This window comes from Roseovarius tolerans (genome assembly GCF_900109855.1).
Lineage (GTDB): Bacteria > Pseudomonadota > Alphaproteobacteria > Rhodobacterales > Rhodobacteraceae > Roseovarius > Roseovarius tolerans.
The window spans coordinates 135626-151200 of the sequence record NZ_FOBO01000005.1 but is presented as its reverse complement, the minus strand read 5'-3'; the positions used below and the strand labels follow the sequence as shown (position 1 = coordinate 151200).

Annotated in this window: 13 protein-coding genes; 5 read left to right on the top strand and 8 right to left on the bottom strand. The window is 64.1% G+C overall.

Annotated features, from left to right (window positions below; translation table 11 throughout):
* Positions 1-5: 5 nt before the first annotated feature.
* Both BMX04_RS06805 and BMX04_RS06800 read left to right on the top strand, forming a co-directional pair.
* Positions 6-752 carry a rhomboid family intramembrane serine protease gene (locus tag BMX04_RS06805; protein WP_050662045.1) on the top strand — a complete coding sequence of 249 codons (747 nt, stop codon included), beginning with the start codon at positions 6-8 and terminating at the stop codon, positions 750-752.
* On the top strand, positions 749-1117 hold the full coding sequence (locus BMX04_RS06800; RefSeq protein ID WP_139194517.1) for a GFA family protein: 369 nt from the start codon (positions 749-751) through the stop codon (positions 1115-1117). Before BMX04_RS06805 ends, BMX04_RS06800 begins: the two co-directional genes overlap by 4 nt.
* A 24-nt stretch (positions 1118-1141) precedes the next feature.
* On the opposite strand, the gene BMX04_RS06795 is transcribed toward BMX04_RS06800, so the two are convergent.
* The 3 genes from BMX04_RS06795 to BMX04_RS06785 form a co-directional block, all read right to left on the bottom strand.
* A complete protein-coding gene (locus BMX04_RS06795; protein ID WP_050662046.1) occupies positions 1142-1927 on the bottom strand; it encodes an inositol monophosphatase family protein in 786 nt (261 codons plus the stop codon).
* Positions 1928-1995: 68 nt separating this feature from the next.
* Entirely contained in the window at positions 1996-3039 is a 1044-nt protein-coding gene (locus BMX04_RS06790) for an aldo/keto reductase (protein ID WP_074785562.1), read from the bottom strand.
* Positions 3040-3119: 80 nt separating this feature from the next.
* A complete protein-coding gene (locus BMX04_RS06785) occupies positions 3120-3533 on the bottom strand; it encodes a VOC family protein (protein ID WP_074785561.1) in 414 nt (137 codons plus the stop codon).
* 84 nt (positions 3534-3617) lie between these two features.
* Here BMX04_RS06785 and BMX04_RS06780 point away from each other — a divergent pair, with 84 nt between their 5' ends.
* Positions 3618-4898, top strand: a complete 1281-nt coding sequence (locus BMX04_RS06780; RefSeq protein ID WP_074785560.1) for an O-acetylhomoserine aminocarboxypropyltransferase/cysteine synthase family protein — start codon at positions 3618-3620, stop codon at positions 4896-4898.
* Positions 4899-5092: 194 nt separating this feature from the next.
* Here BMX04_RS06780 and BMX04_RS06775 read toward each other — a convergent pair whose 3' ends face one another.
* Complete coding sequence (locus BMX04_RS06775; protein WP_074785559.1) at positions 5093-6304, bottom strand: tetratricopeptide repeat protein; 1212 nt, start codon at positions 6302-6304, stop codon at positions 5093-5095.
* Positions 6305-6664: 360 nt separating this feature from the next.
* On the opposite strand from BMX04_RS06775, the gene BMX04_RS06770 reads away from it, so the two are divergent.
* Positions 6665-9115, top strand: coding sequence for a hypothetical protein (locus tag BMX04_RS06770; protein ID WP_074785558.1), 2451 nt, complete (start codon positions 6665-6667; stop codon positions 9113-9115).
* A gap of 39 nt (positions 9116-9154) precedes the next feature.
* Positions 9155-11080, top strand: coding sequence for a cation:proton antiporter domain-containing protein (locus tag BMX04_RS06765; RefSeq protein ID WP_074785557.1), 1926 nt, complete (start codon positions 9155-9157; stop codon positions 11078-11080).
* Positions 11081-11212: 132 nt separating this feature from the next.
* Here BMX04_RS06765 and BMX04_RS06760 read toward each other — a convergent pair whose 3' ends face one another.
* The 4 genes from BMX04_RS06760 to BMX04_RS06745 all read right to left on the bottom strand — a co-directional run bounded on the left by BMX04_RS06760 (position 11213) and on the right by BMX04_RS06745 (position 15389).
* On the bottom strand, positions 11213-13255 hold the full coding sequence (locus tag BMX04_RS06760; RefSeq protein ID WP_074785556.1) for an ASKHA domain-containing protein: 2043 nt from the start codon (positions 13253-13255) through the stop codon (positions 11213-11215).
* A 109-nt stretch (positions 13256-13364) separates the two neighbouring features.
* Positions 13365-14060, bottom strand: a complete 696-nt coding sequence (locus BMX04_RS06755; protein WP_074785555.1) for a hypothetical protein — start codon at positions 14058-14060, stop codon at positions 13365-13367.
* Positions 14061-14350: 290 nt separating this feature from the next.
* Positions 14351-14779 (bottom strand): BLUF domain-containing protein, encoded by a 429-nt coding sequence (locus BMX04_RS06750; protein ID WP_074785554.1) that lies wholly within the window; start codon positions 14777-14779, stop codon positions 14351-14353.
* A 136-nt stretch (positions 14780-14915) separates the two neighbouring features.
* On the bottom strand, positions 14916-15389 hold the full coding sequence (locus tag BMX04_RS06745) for a GNAT family N-acetyltransferase (RefSeq protein ID WP_139194516.1): 474 nt from the start codon (positions 15387-15389) through the stop codon (positions 14916-14918).
* Positions 15390-15575 lie beyond the last annotated feature (186 nt).

Sequence of the window (15575 nt, the reverse complement as noted above, 5' to 3'; positions counted from 1 at the left end):
CCCTCATGTTCCCGATCCGCGATCATAACCCCTCGGGGCGCACACCCTACGTGACCTACGCACTGATCGCGCTCAACGTGCTGATCTTCCTCAGTTACTGGTCACTGTTCTCGGATCAGCGCGCATTGATGCTGTTTTTCGACGACTGGGCGATGGTCCCGGCCAAGGTCACACAGGCAGGCAATTATACTGGCCTGCTCACCTCGATGTTCCTGCATGGGGGGGTGATGCATCTGGTCGGCAACATGCTGTTTTTGTGGATTTTCGGCGACAACATGGAGGATCGGATGGGCCACCTGCCCTATCTCGGTTTCTATATCGCGTCGGGGCTGGCGGCGAGTCTTGCGCAGATTCTCGGCGGTCCCGGGTCGATGGTGCCGACGGTGGGCGCATCGGGCGCGATTGCCGGGGTGATGGGAGGATATCTGTTGCTTTTCCCCCGCGCACGGGTCGATATCCTGCTGATATTCATTATCTTTTTCCGGGTCATCACGATCCCGGCGGCACTGATGCTGGCGTTGTGGTTCGGGTTTCAGGTGTTCGCGGGGCTGGGGACCAGCGCCGAGACCGGCGGTGTCGCCTATTGGGCGCATGCCGGGGGGTTCGTGGCCGGTGTCGTGCTGACGCTGCCGGTCTTCCTGCGTTTGGGCGGGCCGCGCTTTTGGGAGTTGCATGACGGCAAACCGCCCTATCCGCAGACCGATTACACCACCCGGCGCACCCCGATCCCTCGGGTTCGGAAACGCCGATGACCGAGCCGCTGAAAGCCACCTGCCATTGTGGTGCCGTCGAATTGCGCGTGCGGCTGTCGCAGGCATTCGAGACCGCCCGCCGCTGCGATTGTTCCTTTTGCAGACGGCGCGGGGCCGCTGCGGTTTCGGTGCCTCTCGACCAGTTGGAGATCGTGCGGGGGGCCGAGAACCTAACCCTCTACCAATGGGGCACAGGGACCGCGAAACATTACTTCTGCAAGACCTGCGGGATCTATACGCATCACCAGCGCCGCTCGGACCCGACTGAATATGGCGTCAACCTCGGCGCGCTTGACGGGGTAAACCCGCGTGACTTCGATCCGATTCCGTGGGTCGACGGGGTGAATCATCCGTCAGATTCGTAAAAGGTTGGTTAAGCCCGGGGCCGTTCAGCCCCGGATCGCCTTGGTGAACTTGTCGAACAGGGCCTCGTTGGCACAGATCACCTCGCCGTCGCCCAGGATGTCGGCCCCTTTGGTGATCGGCTCAACGAAACCGCCCGCCTCGCGCACGATGATCACGCCCGCCGCCAGATCCCAGGCGTTCAGGCGCCGCTCCCAGAAGCCGTCATAGCGCCCCGCCGCCACATAGGCCATGTCGAGCGCCGCCGATCCCCACCGCCGCACGCCCGCACAGCTGGGCAGCAGCCGGGCCAGATCCTGCAAGGTGTCGGGCAGGTCCGCGCGCCCGCCAAAGGGCAGGCCGGTGGCAAAGATCGCCTCGATCATCTTGTGACGGCCAGAGACGCGCAGCCGCCCCTCGTTCATCCAGGCCCCGGTGCCCTTTTCGGCAAAGAACGCCTCATCCTTGCTGGCGTCGTAGATCACGCCCGCGACCACCTCGCCCTTATGCTCCAGCGCGATGGACACCGCCCAATGCGGCAGCCCGTGCAGGAAATTGGTGGTGCCGTCCAATGGGTCGACGATCCAGCGGCGGGTGGGGTCCTTGCCCGGCTCCTCGCCGCCCTCTTCGGCCAGCCAGCCATAGGTCGGGCGCGCGCCCATCAATTCGGTCTTGAGGATCTTTTCGGCGGCGATATCGGCGCGGCTGACGAAATCGCCCGCACCCTTCATCGAGACCTGAAGGTTCTCGACTTCGCGGAAATCCTTGGCCAGCGCCCGCCCCGCCTTGCGCGCGGCTTTCAGCATCACGTTGAGATTGGCACTGCCTACCATGGCTTTCGCTCCTTCTGGGTCAGGGCGCGCGTATACGCCGGGCCGTGCCCCCAGACAAGGGGGCAGGATCAATAGGGCATGGGATGGGCGCGGTGTGCCGCGTCGAGATCAGAGAGCACCTCACCGCCTAGCGTGATATCCGCTGCACCAAGCGCCAGATCGAGCTGATCCATGCTGGTGGCCCCGAAAATGGCCGAGCACATGAAGGGCCGCGTCAGGCACCAGGCGAGCGCCATCTGCACCGGATCAAGCCCGTGTTTGCGCGCCACGCCGAGATAGGCCTCGACCGCCTCAAAGGCGCGTGGCCCCTTGCGCCCGCCCAGATCGGTGTTGATCGTCATGCGAGAGCCTTCGGGCAGCGCGCCGCCCTGATATTTGCCGCTGAGCAGCCCTGCCGCGAGCGGTGAAAAGGCGAGAAGCCCGACATCCTCGTTCACGCTCAACTCTGCCAGATCGGTATCGTACAGGCGACACATCAGCGAATATTCGTTCTGGATCGAGGCCACGCGCGGGCCATGCCCGGCCTCTGCCAGCCGCAGCCATTGCGCGGTGCCCCAGGCGCTCTCATTGGAGAGGCCAAAGGCGCGGATGCGGCCCTTGTCGACCTCGCGCTGCAACGCGTCGAGCGCCTCTTGCATATGTGCCAGCGTCTCGGCGCGGTCCTGCCCTGAGGGATCGAAACTCCAGTTCTGCCGGAACATGTAGCTGCCTCGGTTCGGCCAGTGAAACTGGTAGAGATCGATGTGGTCGGTCTGCAGCCGCCGCAGCGATCCCTCGATCGCCTCAGGGATAGTCGCCGCGGAAATCGGCGCGCCGTCGCGGGCATTCGCAAAACCGATGCCGGAATGCTTGGTGGCGAGGATCATGTCCTGCCGCCGCCCCGTCCGCGCAAACCACTCGCCGATGATTTCCTCGGTGCGCCCGGTGGTTTCGGCGCGGACGGGGGCCGTGGGATACATCTCGGCGGTGTCGATGAAATTCACCCCGCGCTCCAGCGCGCGGTCGATCTGCGCGTGGCCTTCGGCGGGGGTGTTCTGCGCGCCCCATGTCATCGAGCCGAGGCAGAGCGCGCTCACCTCCATGCCGGTGCGCCCCAGTGGTCTTTTCTGCATGTCCTGTTCCCTCGTCGCGGTTTTGTGCGGCACTTTAGGGTGTTGGACCGGATGTGCAACGGGGAGCGCGCGACGGGCACTTACGCGGCGAAGACCGCGTCCATCTCGGCAAAGCCTTTCAACTCCAGAGGGTTGCCAGACGGGTCGCGGAAGAACATGGTCCATTGCTCGCCCGGCTCTCCCTCGAAGCGCACCGAGGGCGGGATCACGAAATCGACCTCCGCCGCGCTCAGCCGTCCGGCCACGCGCTGCCAGTCAGACAGGGGCAGCACCACACCGAAATGCGGCATCGGGACCATGTGATCGCCGACCTTGCCGGTGGCCTCGGTGGCAAAGGGCGTGCCCAGATGCAGCGACAGCTGATGCCCGAAGAAATCGAAATCGACCCAGGTTTCGGTCGAGCGCCCTTCGACGCCACCCAGAAGCCCGCCATAAAAGCGCCGCGCCGCGTCAAGATCGGTCACGTTGATCGCCAGATGAAACGGGTGTGCCATGTCGAGACTCCTCATGCCTGTTGCGGGGCACCTTTCAATGGCTTAACCCGGTTTGCAAGTATTTCCCAAGGGAGGATCCTTCACATGGCTTACGGTTTCGACACGTTGCAAATTCATGCGGGCGCGCGGCCCGATCCGGCGACCGGCGCGCGGCAGGTGCCGATCTATCAGACGACCGCCTACGTATTCCGCGATGCCGAACACGCGGCGGCGCTCTTCAACCTGCAGGAGGTGGGTTATATCTATTCCCGCCTGACCAATCCGACCGTGGCCGCGTTGCAGGAGCGCGTCGCGACGCTGGAAGGCGGCGCGGGGGCGGTGTGCTGTTCCTCGGGGCATGCGGCGCAGATCATGGCGCTCTTTCCGCTGATGGGGCCGGGGCTGAACGTGGTGGTCTCCACCCGGCTCTATGGCGGGTCGATCACGCAATTCAGCCAGACGATCAAGCGGTTCGGCTGGTCGGCGCGGTTTGTCGATTTCGATGATACCGATGCGATCGAGGCGGCCATCGACAAGGATACCCGGGCGGTGTTCTGTGAGTCCATCGCCAACCCCGGCGGCTATATCACTGATCTTGATGCGATTTCTGCCATCGCGGACAAGGCCGGGCTGCCGCTGATCGTCGACAACACCTCGGCCACGCCGTATCTGTGCCGCCCGATCGAGCATGGCGCGACGCTGGTGGTGCATTCGATGACCAAGTTCCTGACCGGCAACGGCACGGTGACGGGCGGTGTCGTGGTCGATTCCGGGCAGTTCGACTGGTCCGCCTCGGGCAAATTCCCGTCACTCAGCGAGCCGGAACCGGCCTATCACGGGCTGAAGTTCCACGAGACCTTCGGGCCGCTTGCCTTTACTTTCCACGGCATCGCCGTGGGGCTGCGCGATCTGGGCATGACGCTCAACCCGCAGGCGGCGCATTACACGCTGATGGGGATCGAGACGCTATCCTTGCGCATGCAGCGGCATTGCGAGAATGCCGAGCGGGTCGCCGGATGGCTGGAAAAACACGAGGCCGTCGAAGGGGTTACCTATGCCGGGCTGCCCTCGTCGCCGTGGCATGACCGGGTCGCGCGGATCTGCCCCAAGGGGGCGGGGGGCCTGTTCACCGTGGCGCTCAAGGGCGGCTATGATGCCTGTGTGCGGCTGGTGGACAGCCTTGAGCTGTTCAGCCACGTCGCCAATCTCGGGGACACCCGGAGCCTGATCATCCATTCGGCCTCGACCACGCATCGGCAGCTGTCCGAAGAGCAGCAGGTCGCGGCGGGGGCGGCGCCCAATGTTGTGCGGATTTCCATCGGGATCGAGGATGCGGATGACATCATCGCCGATCTGGAGCAGGCGCTGGCAAAAGCGGCGGGCTAAGCCGCGCCGGGTGTTGGTTAACGAAACCTGACCCGGGGCGCGCGGCATGCGCGAATCGGGGCAGGAGTCGCCTGATTAACAAGGGCGATCCGCGATTTTGGTTGGTCTGCATCGCGTCGGTATTCTGTCGGTATCGCGACGGTGCCGATGCGGCGCGCGGGCGGGTGAACAGGGCGCGCGGTTCGGGGTTTGGCTCAGGGCAGATTGGCGATGTGCCCTTCGACCGCCCCGATATGCGGATGATCGGGCGGCAGGGTGGTGCGGAAAATCTCCAAGGCTTGCTCAAACAATGGCCGCGCCACCTCGGGCTTGCCCTGCTTCACCAAAACCCCGGCGAGGTTGTTGAGGCGGGTGGCATAGTCCGGATGCCCCTCCCCAAGCGTCGCGCGGCCAATCTCAAGCGCCTCGCGGTAAAGCCTTTCGGCCTCCGCATACCGCCCCTGCGCCTGCACCACCACGGCGAGGTTGTTGAGGCCGATGGCATAGGTCTGATGCCTCTCCCCAATCGTCGCACGATCAATCGCAAGCACCTCGCGGTAGAGCCCGTCGGCCTCCGCATAGCGCCCCTGCGCCTCCACCACCAAGGCGAGGTTGTTGAGGCTAGTTGCATAGTTCGAATGCCCCTCCCCAATCGTTGCACGATCAATCTCAAGCGCCTCGCGGTAGAGCCCCTCGGCCTCCTCATACCGCCCCAGACTTTTGCTATTTACGGCATGCTCATTCAGTGCAATCGAGTATCGTTCCTGCGACTCATGCTGCTTTGCAAAACCGACAAGCCGCGCACTCCAAGCCAGAGCCGCTTCGTATCGGCCCGCTCGCTCGCAATAGTCGCTTGCCTTTTGCAATGCTTCAAAACTCGGGTGCAGTTCCGCGGAGCGTTCGTAAAATCCGGCGGCATCCCCCCACCGCACCTCTGCCTCGGCCACTTCGCCGCGACCATAGGCGGCGCGGGCTGTTTCCTGGACGGCGAGTTCGTTTTTCGCCTCGATCTCGGCGAAGATCTCGTCGGCGAGAGAATAGTCGCCCTGTTCCAGTGCCGCCTTGGCCTCGGCGATCCGGTCCGCGCCGATCTGGTTGGCCTCGCGGTCCAAGATCGCCTCAAGGTCTTTGATGCGTTTTTGGGCCTCGGCGAGGGCCTCATCAGGGTTGGCGATTTGCTTTTCCAACTCGGCGATGCGGGCGCGGAGTTGCGATTTCTCGGCCTCTGCCGCCTCGGCCAGTTCAGCCTCAAGGTCCGCCTTGAGTTCACGGCGCAGGCGGATGAATTCCGGCACGGTGAGGGCGGGGCCATCCTTGGCCTGGGGCGGTTTGATCTGGTCGATGGTATCGGAGGCGAGTTGGGTGGGTTTAGGTTTTGAGAAGGGTTTTTTGACAATGGTCCAGACGAACACAACAATCGCAACCAAGCCCCCTGCGGAGCCCAATTCAACAGCATACGTTCGCAAGAACCCTAAAAAAGCGTCCAACATCACCAACCCACTCGATTGCCCTCGGCCCCCACCATACCCGCCAGAGGCGATGTGGGAAGGGGGGCCGCGCCAAGCAATTGGGTTGGTTGGTGCGCATTGAATGCGGACACTGCGGAGGTGCCGGGATCGTCGCGGTGCGCATGACTGTGCAGCCTGCGGGGTTGGTGCTTTGACATCGCGTGAGGGCTATTATTCTACCTCGCTTCAACCCTTTGCCTCGGCGATTTGGTGCTGTAGGATCGGGGTTCGACGCGGGATGACTCCCGCATGACCCCGAGCGGTGTTACAGCGTTGCGCATGAAACCGAACTTTGCCCTTTCCCTGTCTTTCGACGGTATCCGCCTGTTGCATCGTGCAGGTGCGTCGGGCTGGCATCTGGTGGGTGAGGTCGCGCTCGATTGCGATGATCTGAACGCGGACCTCGCGGCGTTGCGCGAAAAGGCGGCGGCGCTGGATGCGTCGGGTCTGTCGTGCAAACTGATCATTCCCGACGAACAGATACGCTATCTCGATCTGCCCGCGAGCAGTGCGCCCTATGGCGATTATGACGCGGCGGCGGCAGAGGCGCTTGACGGGGCGACGCCCTACGCGCTGGAGGATCTGGCGTTTGACTGGAATGTCGAGGGGGCGCGGCTCTATGTGGCGGCGGTGGCGCGCGAGACGTTGCAGGAGGCAGAAAGTTTTGCCACCGATCACCGGTTCAACCCGGTGAGTTTCGTGGCCCAGCCAATGGGCGACGGGTTCGGCACGGAGCCGTTCTTTGGCGAGACCAGCAGTGCCGAGACCCCGGTGGAGCGGGACGCAGCACCGATCGAGATCATCGGCGCGGCGCGGATGCCCGAGCCCGAAGCGGTGCCGGACCCGGTGGAGGAGGAGGCGGACGGTTTGGCGGATGCGCCGGACGCGGAGGAGCCGCCCGCGCCGGAGCCCGAGGGTGATGCGGCGGAGGCGGCAGAGACGGTGGAGGCCGATACCGGGCCGGCGCAAGAGGCCGAGCCGCGACCCGAGGCCGAAAGCGCAGTCGCCTTTACCTCGATCCGGGCGGAGCGCGATGCGCCCGCAACCGGTGCGCCGATATTGGCCGGGGCAGCGCGCGCAGCCCCCGAGAGCCGTGAGACGACGCCGGTCGAGGGTGAGGCCACCCCCGGACCTGCCGCTGCGAGCCTTGCGCCGACGCCGGACAGCGGGCCGGATGACGCGGTCGCCGGTGACCGGGGCGCTATTGGGTTCTTTTCGCGTCGGTCGCGGCGGGCAGAGCCCGTGCCGCCCGCGCCGGTGGCGCGCGCCGAGCCGGGCTTTTTCGGCGTCGAGGATGACACGCCCCCTGTCGCGTCCACCAAAGGTGCCGGACTGGCCCCGCCCGAGGACGAAGCGGACCGGATGACGATCTTTGGCGCGCGCAGTTCGCAGCGCGGACAGCGGGGCAAGCCAAGATTCCTGGGGGTGATCCTGACGGCGGCGCTGATCCTGCTGATGGTCGGTGTCGCGGCCTGGGCGACGATCTTTCCCGACTCGGGCGTGGGGCGGCTGTTGCGCGGGGCGGAGCCGGAAATCGCGCTCACCCCGGAGATCCCGGAAATCGCCGCACCGGCATCTGTGCCGGAGGCGCCTGAGACTGCCGTGCCGGAGCCGCGTGACACCGTCGTCGCGGACCCGGTTCCCGAGGTCGCGCCGCGCGCAGCCCCGTCGGAGCCCGAGATTGCCCTTGCCCCGGAGCCCGAGACCGGCCCCGAGGTCGCGGCGGAGCCCGAGCCGGTCGCCGGGCCGCTGACCCCGGAGGAGGCGCGCGCGCGCTACGCGGTGACGGGCATCTGGCAGACCCCGCCCGCGCCGCCACAGGAGCCCGAGGCGGGCACGATCGACGATTTCTACCTGACCTCGATCGACGAGGATGTGCCGATGGGCGATGCCGTGGCGCTTCCGGCCGTGCCGGAGCTGGCCCCCGATGCGCGGCCCGCGACGCCCGCCGCACCGGCCCCGCCCGGCACGCAGTTCACGCTTGATGCGCGTGGCTTCGTGGTGGCGACGCCCGAGGGCGCGCTGACCCCTGACGGCGTCGTGGTGCGAGAAGGGCCGCCGCCGGTGATCCCGCCCGACACGCCCACGCGTGCGGTGCCGGTGCCCGGTCTCACGCTGACCGCCGAGGCGGCGGCCGAACTGGAGCGGCTGTCGGGAATTCGGCCCCGGTCGCGGCCCGGCGACCTGATCGAGCAACAAGAGCGCGGCGCGCTTGGCGGGCGCACCCGGACCGAATTGTCGGACCTGAGGCCACGCACCCGACCCGAGGTCATCGTGCAGGCCGCCGCCGCTGCCGTGACGCCCGATCCCGATGCCGTGGCTGCCGCCCTTGCCGAGGCGGTGGAGGACGCGGCATCTGACGCGACCCCACAGGCTGTCGCCGCCTCGCTCAAGCCGCGCACGCGGCCCGGTGATTTCGAGCGGATCGTGCGCGAGGCGCCGCAACAGAGCGCCGCTGCCGCCACCGTGGCGCCGCGCATTCCAAGCTCTACCTCGGTCGCGCGCAGTGCCACCGAGCGCAACGCGATCAACATGCGGCAGGTCAATCTGATCGGCGTCTATGGCAGCCCGTCGAACCGCCGCGCGCTGGTGCGGCTGTCGAACGGGCGCTATCAAAAGGTGCAGGTTGGTGACAGAATGGACGGCGGGCAGGTCTCGGCCATCGGTGACAGCGAATTACGCTACAATAAACGCGGGCGGGATGTGGTGTTGCGGATGCCGAAGGGCTAGGCTGCGCACACCTCGCATATTCTGACCCGGTAGGCCCCGATGGAAGGTTTCCTCTTTCAAGCCACGATCCTGCTCGGCGCGATGGTGATCGCCGTGCCGATCGCCTCGCGTCTGGGGTTTGGCTCGGTGCTGGGCTATCTGGCTGCCGGGATCATCATCGGCCCGATTGCCGGGCTGGTGGGCGGACATCAGACCACCGAGTTGCAGCATGTGGCAGAATTCGGCGTGGTGATGATGCTGTTTCTCATCGGGCTGGAACTGGAGCCGCGCGCGCTATGGGACATGCGGCACCGGCTGCTCGGGCTCGGGGGCTTGCAGATCACGCTGACCACGCTCGCCGTGATGGGCGGGGCGATGTATTTCGGGCAAGGCTGGAGCGTGGCGCTCGCCATCGGGATGATCTTTGCACTGTCATCGACCGCCATCGTGCTGCAGACCCTGTCGGAAAAGGGGCTGATGCAGACAGGCGGCGGGCGGTCGTCCTTCTCGGTGCTGCTGACGCAGGATATCGCGGTCATTCCGATGCTGGCGTTCCTGCCGCTGCTGGCGCTGCCCAAGGGGGCCGACGCGGTGCTGAGCGGTGTGCTACTGCGCGGGACCCAAGCGGATGCGGCGCATGGCAACGCGACCGCCACGCCGCATGAGGCCGCGCAAAGTTTCATCGCCAGCCTGCCGGGCTGGGGCGCGACGCTGGTGACCATCGCGGCGGTGGCTGCGATCATCCTGACAGGGGTTTACCTGACACGCCCCGTGTTTCGGTTCATTCACGCAGCGCGGCTGCGCGAGATGTATACCGCGCTGGCGCTGCTAATCGTGGTGGGCATCTCGTTCCTGATGATGCTGGTCGGGCTGTCGCCCGCCCTGGGTGCGTTCCTGGCAGGGGTGGTGCTGGCCAATAGCGAATTCCGGCACGAGCTGGAGAGCGACCTTGCGCCGTTCAAGGGGCTTCTGCTGGGGCTGTTTTTCATCACCGTGGGCGCCGGGATCAATTTCGAGGTGCTGTTCGGCGCACCGGTCATGATCTTCGGCATGGCGGCGGCGCTCATCCTGGTGAAGGGCGTCATTCTCTACGGGCTGGGGCGCATCTTTGCGCTGCGCGGGCGGGATCTGTGGCTCTTTACTCTGTCGCTGGCGCAGGCCGGGGAATTCGGGTTCGTGCTGGTCTCGTTTTCCAATCAGCAGAACGTGCTGCCGCGCGGCATGGGCGAGATCCTGCTGCTGGTGATCGCGCTGACGATGCTGATCACGCCGCTGTTGTTCATCCTCTATGACTGGCTGTCCAAGCGCATAACCGAGACCGCCGAGACGCCGGACGCCGACGAGATCGACAGCACCGGGCCGGTGATCATCGCGGGCATCGGGCGGTTTGGGCAGGTGGTCAACCGGCTGGTGCGCTCCAGCGGCTTCGAGACGGTGGTGCTTGATCATGATCTGGCCGCGATCCAGCGGATGCGGCGGTTTGGCGTCAAGGGGTTCTTTGGCGATCCGACGCGGCCTGACCTGTTGCATGCGGCGGGGCTGGCGGAGGCCAAGGTGCTGGTGGCCACGCTCGACAGTCCCGATGCGGTGGTGCGGCTGGTCAGCTTTGCCCGGCGCGAGCGGCCCGACCTGCATATCATCGCCCGCGCCCGCGACCGCACGCATGTGTTCCGGCTCTATCAGGCGGGGGCAAATGACATCGTGCGCGAGGTGTTCGACAGTTCGCTGCGCGCCGGGCGCTACGTGCTGGAGAACATGGGGCTGACCGAGTTCGAGGCGGCGGAGGTCGAGAAGACCTTTTATCAGCATGACCGCAGGTCGGTGCGCGATCTGGCCGCGCTATGGGATCCCGACACGCCCACCGTCGAGAACGCGGCCTATATCAAGCGCGCGCGCGAGTTGGAGCAGGAATTGCAGACCATGCTGCTGTCGCAACTGGAGGAAAGCAGCGATCCGGGTAACGGGCGGCAGAAGTCTGAGGGATAAGGGCCTAGAGCGGATATTGAAATATGCCCGCGACACGCACCAAGGGTGCCGCGCGGGCAGGCTTCAACGGCAGCATCAGGCCAAATGCGCAGATCGACCCGACCGCATGATCTCACATCCGGCCTTGGGTGTTCACCCGCGTCTGCGCTTGCGCCGTCCGCCGTCGCTGCCGTCGCCATGCGTGTTGAAGGACGGGTTGGGCAACGGCACGATCTTGGCCAGTTCCGGGAACGGATCGGTCTTGTGCGGAATCGCATTCGCAGCAACGAAATGCTCCTGGAATTTCGGCTCGATCGCGGTCTCGACCTTGGTGATCTCGCCGACCACGCGCTCGATCTCGCGCCGCGCAGCAACGTTGCAGAGCGCGATGCGCGCTCCGGTTCCGGCGGCATTGCCTGCCGATGTCACCTTGTCCAGCGGCACATCCGGGATCATCCCCAGCACCATCGCATGCTTGGGCGAGATATGCGCGCCAAAGGCCCCGGCCAGCACCACCCGGTCCACCTTGTCCACGCCGCGTTCGTCCATCAGCAACCGCGCGCCCGCATAAAGCGCCGATTTGGCAAGCTGAATCGCGCGGATATCGCCTTGGGTCACGGTCACACGCGGCCCGCCATGCTCTGTGCTGTCATGGATCAGGTAGGAATGCGTGCGCCCCTCGGGGATCATGCGCGCGGTGCCGGTGGCCTCGGCCGATCCGAGCAGGCCGCTCTCGTCCAAGAGCCCCGCCATGCGAAGTTCCGCCACCGCCTCGATGATTCCTGACCCGCAGATGCCGGTGATACCGCCCGCGCCGACCTCCTCAAAGAACCCATCCTCGTCCGACCACTTGTCAGAGCCGATCACGCGAAAGCGCGGTTCCTTGGTTGCCGGGTCGATGCGGATGGCCTCGATCGCCCCCGGTGCCGCACGCTGCCCCGATGAAATCTGCGCGCCCTCGAACGCCGGGCCGGTGGGCGAAGAGCACGCCAGAACGCGGGTCTTGTCGCCCAGCAGAATCTCGGCATTGGTGCCCACATCGACGATGAGCGCGAGGTCTTCGGACTTGCCCGGCTCTTCGCTGAGCGCCACAGCCGCGCAATCCGCCCCCACATGGCCCGCGATACAGGGCAGGATATAGACCTGCGCACGCGGGTTGATCGCGGCAAGATCAAGCTCTTTCGCACCCAACGTCATGCTGCTTGAGGTGGCGAGCGCAAAGGGCGCCTGCCCCAGTTCCACAGGGTCGATCCCGAGCAGCAGGTGGTGCATCACCGGGTTGCAGACGAACACCGTCTCGACGATCAGGCCCGCATCAATCTCCGCGTCCTTGGCGATCTCATCGGCCAGCGTGTTGATGGCATCACGCACCGCCGCCGTCATCTCCTTGTCGCCGCCGGGGTTCATCATCGAATAGCTGACCCGGCTCATCAGGTCTTCGCCAAAGCGGATCTGCGGGTTCATGATGCCCGACGACGCCTTGACCTCGCCGGTCACCAGATCGGTGAGATGCGCGGCGACGGTGGTCGAGCCGAGGTCGATGGCGAGGCCATAAAGCCCGTCCTCATGCAGCCCCGGCCAGATTTCCAGCACCTGCGCGGCATCCTCGGCATGGCCGCGATGCAGCGCCACCGTCACCTGATACTTGCCCTTGCGCAGCACCGGTTGCAGCTTTGAGAGCAGCGAAAGATCGGCGCGGATGGCGTCGATGCCCCATTCAGCCTTGAGTGCCCGCGCCAGCCGTTCCAGATCGCCGGTCGGCTCGTGCATGTCGGCCTCTTCGACCTCCACGAAATAGAGCTTGGTCGCCGGGTCCATCTCGATCACACGGGCCGAGGCCGCCTTGCGCACCACCTGCTTGTGGACCTGAGACTCAGCCGGCACGTCGATCACCACGTCGCCCATCACCTGTGCCTGACAGCCAAGACGCCGCCCCGGCTTCAACCCGCGCTTCTGATCATAGCGCTCCTCGACGCTGTTCCACTCCGACAGCGCGCCGTCCTGCACCGTCACGCCATGCTTGGAAAACTCGCCATAGCCCGGCGTGATCTGACATTTCGAACAGATCCCCCGCCCGCCGCAAACCGAGTCGAGATCGACCCCCAATTGCCGCGCCGCAGTCAGAACCGGCGTGCCTTTGGGAAAGCGCCCGCGCTTGCCCGAGGGGGTGAAAACGACAAGGGGATCGGTGGACATCTGGCTGTTCCTGTTGCTGACCTGCGCGGAACATAAGCCATAGGACGGGACCGAACAGCCTGCAACCGTCAGAAAATGGCCTTGGCGCGGCATCGCGCGCGCAGGCGCCTCACAGCCAGGGCATCTGCCAGCCGAAGAGCCAGATCGCCAGAGGGATCGGTGCCGTGGCGATCACGATGGTCAGCACGGTCGGGGGGAACCGGAACACCCCCGACAGGCCCGAGATCAGGGCGATGCCACCCCCGCCGCCGATCACCGAATTGCCCGGCACGTTGATCAGAACGGCAAGGTTCACGTAGCGATATTTGACGATCCAGCCGCAATAACGCGCGGGCAGGAAGCTGTGGACAAAGGCGGCGCGCTCCACGGGCGGCACAGCTTCGAACCGCGCGATCATATCAGCCGCGCCGGTCAGGTGCAGATCGAGCAGGAACCGGTGCAGCCATTTCAGCGGCACGAAACAGCCCACCATATAGGCCAGTGTCAGGCCCGTGGCCGTTGCCAGCCACACGAGCGGCGCAATCTCGGGCCCGCCTGCCGCCAGCACGCTCAGCCCGATCTCGACCCCGGGCACGAACGGGATGGCGATCAGCAGCGCATAGATCAGCAGCACCGCCACCAAGAGCCCGGGCATCGCCCAGCCATATTCGCTCTGCAATATCCAGCCTTCGGCCCAGACAAAAACCCGGTGCAGCACCACTGCCAGACCGCCGATCAGCAGCAGCCGCACCAAGGTGCGCGCCAGTCCGATCTTGACCGGCGGCGGTACGGGCGGGGCATGTCCAGGGGTGGCGCTGTCATCCATAGACCGACTCTACGGCCTATGCCGGGGCGCGCACAATCCGGCTCACGCGCGGATCACGGTGATTTCAACCAAAGCGGGCATTGCAAAAAGGCGGCCGCGATGCCCAGCCCTTTGCAATAAATGATGCAGCGCAGAGCTGAGAGCCATTCAGGGCAACACGATGACAAAGATCCAGCTTCCGAAGATTTTCTCGGGAGGTGGATGCGATGAATGTCAGCTGTGCGGGACAGAGCGGACATTGTCCTTTTTCTCAGTTACCGGAGACCAGTTGCCTGTTGTGGAGTTAGTTATCAGCGCTCTGAGAACCGTTTAAACATCGCTTGTGCAAGATCCAAAGCATGTCCGCGCTTTTCAGCGGCTGTAAAGTCGGGTGCCTTCAAACCAGACAAGCATTGCATCGATCCGCCAGTGTACTCACCAATTTCATCCGGACCGACGTATCCCATAACCCAATCCGCGAACGAACGAACCTCCACCGTTTCATCTATCGCGTCTGAAACGCCGAAGTGACGCGGATCTCCACAAATCCGCCCGTAGCATTCCTCTACAGCCTGACTCTCACCTTCCAGAACCTGAAAGAACAAATCGTTATGGTACATTAGCACCCCACTGATACCATCGCGCTCATTATTTCGGACAGAGACCTCGAGTATATCTGACAGAGTCTTCGCTTCTAATGGGGAGCGGGACACGCTCACGTATGCAATATGACGAAGCATTTCTGAAAATTACCCCTTAAAGAAGTTCGGGCAGCTTAGCTCCGGTATCCAAATTTGTACAATCAGGAAAAATGGGCGCGTTCCGGCCGTTCGCTGTCCTGCGCGCCAAGGTCTGCTCATATGCGGGACCTTGCGGTCATTCGGTTTTCAACCGGTATTTGAGAAAGACCGATCCATCGTAATCCACCTCGTCGACAAATATCGCCCCAAATCTTGTAAGTGCGCTCAGATTTTTGCGCGACGGTGGCAATAGAAAAGTCACGAACGGAATGCGCTCATCAGCGACAGCGAAATCGATTGCTTTTTTGGAAATGAGTTTGCCTAGTCCAAAGGCGTTTGGCTTGAGAACCAATCCATAGTCCCACTCGTCTCCCTCCCTTTGAAAACCACCCCAGCCGACATAGTCATTGTTCGACAATATGGCCCAATGACCAAGCCCATCGCGGCTCCAGCACTCTTCTTTCGCGGCGACAAATTTTGCCACCGCCGTTTCATCCCATTCAAATGTCAGAAGGGGCATATGCTCTGCAACACGAGGATCGGACATGTGTTCGATGATTTCCTCAGCATCAATCTGAGGCAATCGGATGAATTTGATCTGTTGTTTCAATTGGGATTCCACCTATCCTGATCTCACTGTTCCCATCTGCGGATAGGTGCTTCCTAACAATATCAGGAAACTTAGATACCTCCTAACTTTGGATGTCTTAGAAGGGCTCGAAGCGGTCATTGCGCTTCGAGCCCACTGCGTGTTTTAACCTGCATCATTTACTGCAAGGGGCTGGGCCGGGATGCC